The sequence below is a fragment of the Corallococcus sp. 4LFB genome (genome assembly GCF_046520365.1).
Taxonomy (GTDB): Bacteria; Myxococcota; Myxococcia; order Myxococcales; family Myxococcaceae; genus Corallococcus; species Corallococcus caeni.
Window position 1 is genome coordinate 1 of record NZ_JBKGHJ010000417.1, and the last position, 7,529, is coordinate 7,529.

General features: G+C 70.4%; 8 protein-coding genes. 6 read left to right on the forward strand and 2 right to left on the reverse strand.

The window, feature by feature from the left end:
* Window positions 1-173 precede the first annotated feature (173 nt).
* Genes ACLEQD_RS32455 through uraH form a run of 6 tightly spaced genes read left to right on the forward strand, consistent with a single transcriptional unit; the run spans window position 174 to window position 4,859 of the window.
* A complete protein-coding gene (locus tag ACLEQD_RS32455) occupies window positions 174-989 on the forward strand; it encodes an FAD/NAD(P)-binding protein (protein WP_410389369.1) in 816 nt (271 codons plus the stop codon).
* Entirely contained in the window at window positions 950-1,615 is a 666-nt protein-coding gene (locus ACLEQD_RS32460; protein WP_410389370.1) for a hypothetical protein, read from the forward strand. Before ACLEQD_RS32455 ends, ACLEQD_RS32460 begins: the two co-directional genes overlap by 40 nt.
* Window positions 1,612-2,958, forward strand: a complete 1,347-nt coding sequence (gene allB / locus ACLEQD_RS32465; protein WP_410389371.1) for an allantoinase AllB — start codon at window positions 1,612-1,614, stop codon at window positions 2,956-2,958. Before ACLEQD_RS32460 ends, allB begins: the two co-directional genes overlap by 4 nt.
* Window positions 2,959-2,986: 28 nt before the next feature.
* Entirely contained in the window at window positions 2,987-4,009 is a 1,023-nt protein-coding gene (gene alc, locus ACLEQD_RS32470; RefSeq protein WP_410389372.1) for an allantoicase, read from the forward strand.
* A complete protein-coding gene (uraD, locus tag ACLEQD_RS32475) occupies window positions 4,006-4,518 on the forward strand; it encodes a 2-oxo-4-hydroxy-4-carboxy-5-ureidoimidazoline decarboxylase (RefSeq protein ID WP_410389373.1) in 513 nt (170 codons plus the stop codon). Before alc ends, uraD begins: the two co-directional genes overlap by 4 nt.
* Complete coding sequence (uraH, locus tag ACLEQD_RS32480) at window positions 4,515-4,859, forward strand: hydroxyisourate hydrolase (RefSeq protein ID WP_410389374.1); 345 nt, start codon at window positions 4,515-4,517, stop codon at window positions 4,857-4,859. Before uraD ends, uraH begins: the two co-directional genes overlap by 4 nt.
* Window positions 4,860-4,864: 5 nt before the next feature.
* Here uraH and ACLEQD_RS32485 read toward each other — a convergent pair whose 3' ends face one another.
* Both ACLEQD_RS32485 and ACLEQD_RS32490 read right to left on the reverse strand, forming a co-directional pair.
* Entirely contained in the window at window positions 4,865-6,484 is a 1,620-nt protein-coding gene (locus ACLEQD_RS32485) for a Rieske 2Fe-2S domain-containing protein (RefSeq protein ID WP_410389375.1), read from the reverse strand.
* 207 nt (window positions 6,485-6,691) lie between these two features.
* The coding region (locus ACLEQD_RS32490) for a carbohydrate-binding protein (RefSeq protein WP_410389376.1) at window positions 6,692-7,529 on the reverse strand (838 nt) is incomplete at its 5' end.

Below are 7,529 nucleotides of genomic sequence, written 5' to 3' on the forward strand. Positions count from 1 at the left end.
CGCTGGAGGGCCCCGCCGGGATGCGCACGGACAACGCGCGCGTGCGCTTCGAGCTGCTCGTGCCCCAGGCGGCCGGCCCCACCTCCCGCCGCTGAGGCGGCCGTCCGGAACCGGCCCCCTGCCGCCGGGCCCCCCTTGCATGGAGAATCCGGGCATGGGTTGCTTCGGGCCCGATGCCCGACCGCGATCCGCTGGCCTCGCCGTACCGTCCCCCGCAGAGCCTGGAGGCGCTGGAAGACGCCCTCCGCCGCGACCTGGACATCCTGTCCTACCCGGCCCGGAGCTGGGTGCCGCCGCGCTCCACGCCGGACGGCCGCCCCATCCTGGACGTGCTCGTCATTGGCGGAGGCCAGAGCGGGCTGGGCGCCGCGTTCGGGCTGATGCGCGAGCGGGTGACGAACCTGTTGGTTCTGGACGACGGCAAGGACGGCTTCCACGGGCCCTGGAAGACGTTCGCGCGGATGATCACCCTGCGCACGCCCAAGTACCTCACCGGCCCGGACTACAACATCCCCAACCTCTCCTTCCGCGCCTGGTACGAGGCGCAGCACGGCGCGGAGGGCTTCCAGCAGGTGGCCCTCATCCCGAAGGAGCTGTGGGCGGACTACCTCCTCTGGTACCGGCGCGTGCTGGGCATCCCCGTGAAGTGCGGCACCAAGGCGGGCGCGCTGCGCTGGCGCGCGGACCTGGACTGCTTCGAGGTCCCCGCCGCGCACAACAACGAGGCGGAGTTCCTGCTCGCGCGCAAGGTGGTGCTGGCCACCGGCATCGACGGCTCCGGCCGCTGGGACGCGCCGCCGGAGGTGCAGCCCCTGCCGCGCGCGCTGTGGGCGCACACCCATGACCCCATCGACTTCGGCGCGCTGAAGGGCAAGCGCGTGGGCGTGCTGGGCGCGGGGCCTCCGCGTTCGACAACGCCTCCGTGGCGCTGGAGGCGGGCGCGGGCCAGGTGGACCTGTTCTACCGCCGCAAGAAGCTGCCCAACGTGAACCCCTACCGCTGGGCGGAGTTCGCGGGCTTCCTGCGCCACCACGGCGACCTGCCGGACGCGCAGCGCTGGCGCTTCATCCGGCAGATCATCGAGATGGGCCAGCTGCCGCCGCGCGACACCTTCGAGCGCGCGCGCCGCCACCCGCACTTCCACCTGCACGCGGAGAGCCCCTGGGTGGAGGTGAAGCAGCAGGACGGCCAGGCCGTGGTGCGCACGCCGCACGCGACGCACACGTTCGACTTCCTCATCATCGCGTCCGGCTTCACCACGGACCTGTCGCTGCGGCCGGAGCTGGCGGAGCTGCACCCGCACATCGCGCTCTGGAAGGACCGCTTCACCCCGCCGGAGAACGAGCGGCACGCGGACCTCTTGCGCCACCCGTACCTGGGCCCCTCCTTCGAGTTCCAAGAGAAGCAGCCCGGGAGCGCGCCGTGGATTGGCGGCGTGTTCAACTACACCTTCGGGTGCCTGCTCTCGCTGGGCTTCGGCGGCGCCAGCATCTCCGGCATGAAGTACAGCCTGCCCCGGCTGGTGGGCGGCATCACCCAACAGCTCTACCTGGATGACAGCGAGCGCCACTTCCGCGCGCTCGCGGACTACGCGACGACGGAGTTCGAGACGTGAGTGCACCTGTAACCGTGTTTCGCAGCGAGCGCGTGGTGACGCCCGAAGGAACGCGCGCGGCGGCGGTGGTGGTGCGCGACGGTCGCATCGAAGGCCTCCACGCGACGGTGGACGTGCCCAGGGGCGCGAACGTGGTGGACCTGGGCCGCGACGCGCTGTTGCCCGGCATCGTGGACAGCCACGCGCACATCAACGAGCCCGGCCGCACGGACTGGGAGGGCTTCGCCACGGCGACGGCGGCGGCGGCGGCGGGCGGCATCACCACCGTGGTGGACATGCCGCTCAACTCCATCCCGGCCACCACGTCCCTGGCCGCGCTGCGCACCAAGGCGGAGGCCGCGTCCGGCCAGTGCGCCATCGACTACGGCCTGTGGGGCGGCGTCATCCCCGGCAACGCGGGCGAGCTCCAGGCGATGGTCGACGCGGGCGCGCCGGGCTTCAAGTGCTTCCTCGTGCACTCGGGCGTGGACGAGTTCCCCGCCGCCACGCGCGAGGTGCTGGACCGGGCCATGCCCATCCTCGCGAAGGCGGGCGTGCCGCTGCTGGTCCACGCGGAGCTGACGGACCACGAGCCGCCCTTCGCGGGCGACGTGCGCGCGTACGCCAGCTACCTCGCGTCCCGTCCGGCCGCGTGGGAGGTGGACGCCATCCGGATGATGATCGACCTGTGCCGCCAGCACCGGGGCCCGGTGCACATCGTCCACCTGTCCGCGGCGGACGCGCTGGACGACATCGCGAAGGCGAAGGCGGAGGGCCTGCCCTTCACGGTGGAGACGTGCCCGCACTACCTCACCTTCACCGCGGAGGAGATTGAAGCCGGCGCCACGCACTTCAAGTGCGCCCCGCCCATCCGCGAGGCGGCGAACCGCGAGCGGCTGTGGGCCGCGGTGAAGAGCGGCCTCATCGACCTGGTGGTGTCGGACCACTCGCCCTGCACGCCCGCGCTCAAGAAGCTGGAGGCCGGGGACTTCTCCGGTGCGTGGGGCGGCATCGCCGGCCTGCAGCTCAGCGTGTCCGCGGTGTGGACGGGCATGCGCGCGCACGGCCTGGGGCTGGACGCGCTGGTGGACCGCATGGCCCACCGCACCGCGAAGCTGGCCGGATTGTCGGGGCGCAAAGGAGCCATCCGGCCGGGGCTGGACGCGGACTTCGTCGTCTTCGCCCCGGAGGCGCGCTTCAAGGTGGCGCCGGAGGACATCCGCCACAAGCACCGGCTGACGCCCTACGCGGGGCGGGAGCTGGAAGGCCGGGTGTTGAGGACATACCTGCGCGGCCAGCGTATCTTCGACGCCACCGAGGGACTGACGGGCCCGCGCATCGGCCAGTGGCTGCCGCGCGGATAGGCCCCGGCGGTCCGGGAGAGGACAACCGATGCAAGCCGAAGCACCCGGGGCGATGCACGTCGCCTTCGCCGACCTGATTGATCTGGCCGCACGCAAGGTGGGCGGCAAGGCCCTGCTGGCCAACGACGAGTTCTTCGCGCCCAAGGAAGCGATGCTGGAGCCCGGGCGCGGCGTCTTCATCGCGGACAAGTACACGGAGCGCGGCAAGTGGATGGACGGCTGGGAGACGCGCCGCAAGCGCGTGCCCGGCTACGACTGGTGCATCGTGAAGCTGGGCCTGCCCGGCGCCATCCACGGCATCGACGTGGACACCAATCACTTCATCGGCAACTTCCCCGAGTACGCCTCCCTGGAGGCGTGCGAGGTGGACGGGGACCCGTCGCCGGAGTCGCTGGCGGAGGACGTGTCGCGCTGGACGGAGCTGGTCCCCAAGCAGCGCCTGCGCGGCGGCTCGCGCAACCTCTTCGCGGTGGCGAACGAGCGGCGCTTCACCCACGTGCGCCTCAACATCTACCCGGACGGCGGCGTCGCGCGCCTGCGCGTGCACGGGCAGGTGCTGCCGGACTGGCACGCCCTCAAGAAGGCGGGGCTGGTGGACCTGGCGGCGGCGGCCAACGGCGGCTCCGTCGTGACGTGCAACGATCAGTTCTTCGGCACGAAGGACAACCTCATCTTCCCGGGCCGCGCGGCGAACATGGGCGAGGGCTGGGAGACGCGCCGCAAGCGCGTGCCGGGCTTCGACTGGATCGTCGTGAAGCTGGCCACCGCGGGCACGCTGCGCCGCGCGGAGGTGGACACCCACTTCTTCAAGGGCAACTTCCCGGACCGCTGCTCGCTGGAGGGCATCCACCTGGAGGAGCCGCTGCTGGACTTCGCCAACGCGACGCACCTGCAGTGGAAGGAGCTGCTGCCGCAGTCGAAGCTCCAGGCGGACCACTGCCACGTCTTCGAGAAGGAGCTGAAGGACGTGGGCCCCATCACCCACGTGCGCCTCAACATCTTCCCGGATGGCGGCGTCAGCCGGCTGCGCCTCTTCGGGGAGCCGGCGTGAGCACGCCGCTGGAGCGCCTGAACACGGCCACGACGGAGGAGGCCACCCAGGCCTTCACCCGCTGCTGCGGCAGCACGAAGTGGGTCCAGCGGATGCTGGCCGTCCGCCCGTTCCGCGACGCGGAGCACCTGTACGCGGAGGCCGTGGACGCCTGGGCGCGCACGGGGCCGGAGGACTGGCTGGAGGCCTTCACGCACCACCCGCGCATCGGCGACGTGTCGAAGCTGCGGGAGAAGTTCGCCGCCACCGCGCAGTGGTCGTCGCAGGAGCAGCAGGGCGTGGCCGCCGCGGACGAAGGCGTGCTCCAGGCCCTGGCCCAGGGCAACCGGGACTACGAGTCCCGCTACGGCTTCATCTTCCTGGTGTGCGCCACGGGCAAGAGCGCCGCGCAGATGCTGGAGCTGCTCCAGGACCGCATGCACAACACCCCCGACGCGGAGCTGAAGATCGCGGCCGGGGAGCAGGCGAAGATCACCCGCATCCGACTGGAGAAGCTCCTCGCGTCATGAGCACCCTCAGCACACATGTCCTGGACACGAGCACGGGCCGTCCCGCGGAAGGCCTCTCCCTCACGCTGGAGGCACGGACGACGGATGGCCTCTTCCTGGAGATTGCCCGGGGCGTCACCAACGCGGATGGACGGGTGAAGGACCTGTCGGGCGCGAACACGAAGCTGCAGCCCGGCGTGTACCGCCTCACCTTCGACACCGGGGCCTGGTTCCAGGCCCGGGGGCAGCGGGGCTTCTACCCGTCCGTGCAGGTGCTCTTCGAAGTCACCGCCACGGACGAGCACTACCACGTCCCGCTGCTGCTGAGCCCCTTCGGCTTCTCCACCTACCGGGGCAGCTGAAGGCTTCAGACGCGCGGCGGTTCGACGGGCGCCTTGTCGCCGCCGCGCTCCACCTTGCCGCCCTCCGGCTTGTCCGCGACGGGCTCCGCGCAGAGCGTGGAGTTGTTCGTCTTGCACGCGCCGCCGTTCCGCAGGTCGAACTGCCAGCGGTGGCGCGGGCACACCACGTAGCGGCCCTCCTCCACCCAGCCTTCGGACAGGTCCGCACCCTGGTGCGGGCAGAAGCGCTGGATGGTGAAGCGCTTGCCGCCGGCGTCCACCGTGGTGCGCTCCTTCTGGGACTCCGTGGCGCGGATGCCGTCGCAGAACTCGCGGATGTCCTCCACCTCCACGCCCAGGAAGCCGTGCAGCACGGGCTCGTACACGTCCGGGTTGCGGGACAGGCGCAGGCGGAAGGACAGCAGGAAGTCCTCCCAGTTCAGCTTGCGGTCCAGCACGCGCACGATGTCGCTGGCGCTCACCTTCATCGCGTAGCGGCTCTTGTCCCGCATCTCCGGCACCTCATCCACGCGGCGGCCCTTGAAGTCCACGCGCAACAGCCGCGTGGGCGCCTCCGTCAGCTCCACGTAGAGCGGCATGCCCACCCGGTCGTGCAAGTCCAACAGGTCCAGCTTGCGCTGCAGCTCCACGCGCAGGCGGCCGAGGATTTCATCCACCTCCTCGCGCATCAGGTTGCGGCGGCGCTCGCGGAAGACGTGGGCCATGTCCTTCGCGTACGTCTGGAGGTACTCCTTGAAGTTCTCCGTCGTCACGCGCTCCGGCACCTGCGAGACGAACTCCAGCGTGCCCGCGTCCAGCACGTCCCCGGGCATGGGCTCCAGGTAGCGCGTGGGCAGCGTGGGCAGGCGCTTCTCCAGGTAGGAGAAGAGGGCCGGCGCGCGCGGGAAGATGCTCACGTCCTGGAAGTTCAGGCTGAAGAGGGCCGGGTCCAGGAAGGCCGCCGGGCCCGCCGCGGCGATGTACGCGCGGGGCTGCACCACGTCCAGCGCGCGCGCCACCGCCTCGAACTTGCTGTCGCGCTTCTTCAGGCTGATGGCCGAGTACGTCTCCTTCGGGTACTCGTAGCAGGTGGGGTGCCAGATGGCGCCGGAGAACTGGGCGGAGAAGACGTCGATGGGCCCCTCCTCCGCGATGACGCGCACCAGTCGGTCGTGCATCTTGCAGTCGTTGATGTTGAGGAAGCACTGCCCGTCGCCGCGCACCATCACGCTGGAGTCGCGGTTGGTGCCCTGCTCGGACACGAAGAGCTTGATGTAGCCGCCCTTGATGGGGATCTCGCGCGAGTCCTCGCACGCGATGACGCGCTTGCAGCCGTACTTCTCGAAGATGTCCCGCAGCTCCGAGCGGCGGAACTTGGGCACCAGCACGGTGAAGTCCCGCTTCGCGATGGTGGCCAGGAACTCCGGGTCGAAGTGATCCTTGTGCTCGTGGCTGATGTAGAGGAAGCGCTCCTTGCCCGGCGTCTCCAGCAGCTCCTTCACGCGCGGCGCCAGGTGGTGGTTGCGCGGCAGCTGCATCCACGCGGAGTCGAAGGCCCCCTGGGGCGTCAGCCACGGATCCATGACGACGAGCGCTCCGGCGGTCTCCACCGCGAAGCCCGCATGACCCAGGAAGGTGATCCGCATGAACGTCGTCCCTCGAGTAAGGGGGCCCGTGGCCCCGGCGTCAGCTAGGCTGCGAAGCTAGGGCGTCTCTTTCCAGCGGCACCCCGGCGCGCCCCTCCTGTCGGAAAGCCCACGCACGCCACGTCCAGCCGCGAACAAAAAAGGAGCGAGGCCCACGCGAGGCCCCGCTCCCTTGATGACTTGCCGACGTGGAAGCGTGCGGCCCGCCTAGGGCTGGATCTCCCGGACACTCAGCCACTTGAAGTCCACGTCGCTGGCGTTGTCCCAGCGGAACGTGGCGATGGGCCCGCCCCACGTGATCGGCATGGCCCCCACGGCGCCGCCGCAGTGCTGGGCGTCCCCGCCCCAGGCCCCGTCGTCGGTCATGTCGTAGACCTTGTTCCAGGTGACCTTGTCCGCGGTGTCGTTGAGGTACAGCTCCAGCTTCACGGCCTCCGGGTTCTTCGTGCCCGCCACGTTGCGCATGACGGCCTTGAAGCCCACCCAGCGGCCCTTCAGCGCGGAGGTGGCCGGCTTGTACGGCGCCTGGTCGTAGGACACGTGCCAGGTCTCCTTCTCCCAGCGCACGCGGCCGTCGTAGTGCAGGCCGCCCTTGTAGCTGCTGCCCTCGCAGCCGGAGCTGTTGTCGTTGTGCTTCCCGCCGCGCGCGTACCAGGCGAAGTTGTCCTGCGTGTTGTTCACCGCGTTGACCTTCACGAAGCCGGTCATCTCGATGTTCTTCCAGTCGTTCGCCGCCTGCATGTAGCCGCGGCTCGCGAGCACGTCGCGGTCGTACGTGGCGATCTGCTTCGCGTCGTAGCCCGTGGCCGGGTAGGCGCTCATGCGGACCTTCGTGCTCTTCATCTTCCAGGAGCCGTCCGCGTTGCGCGTGATGGTGCCCTGGGGATCAAAGCGCTTGTCCGCCGTCGCGTCGTCCGCGAGCGCCCACGCCTCACCGCCCGCCTTGGACGGGTACAGCATCGTCACGCCGAAGCCGTCCACGCCCGAGGGCGCGGGGCGCGGGGCTTGCCTCCGGAGGCGCGGTGGGCACGGGGCGCGGCGGGGG

What these genes read in the sequence shown, in the direction of transcription:
- uraH (WP_410389374.1), top strand. Translation starts at nt 4,515, where the DNA reads ATGAGCACCCTCAGCACACATGTCCTGGACACGAGCACGGGCCGTCCC.
- ACLEQD_RS32455 (WP_410389369.1), top strand. Translation starts at nt 174, where the DNA reads ATGCCCGACCGCGATCCGCTGGCCTCGCCGTACCGTCCCCCGCAGAGC.
- alc (WP_410389372.1), top strand. Translation starts at nt 2,987, where the DNA reads ATGCAAGCCGAAGCACCCGGGGCGATGCACGTCGCCTTCGCCGACCTG.
- ACLEQD_RS32485 (WP_410389375.1), bottom strand. Translation starts at nt 6,484, where the DNA reads ATGCGGATCACCTTCCTGGGTCATGCGGGCTTCGCGGTGGAGACCGCC.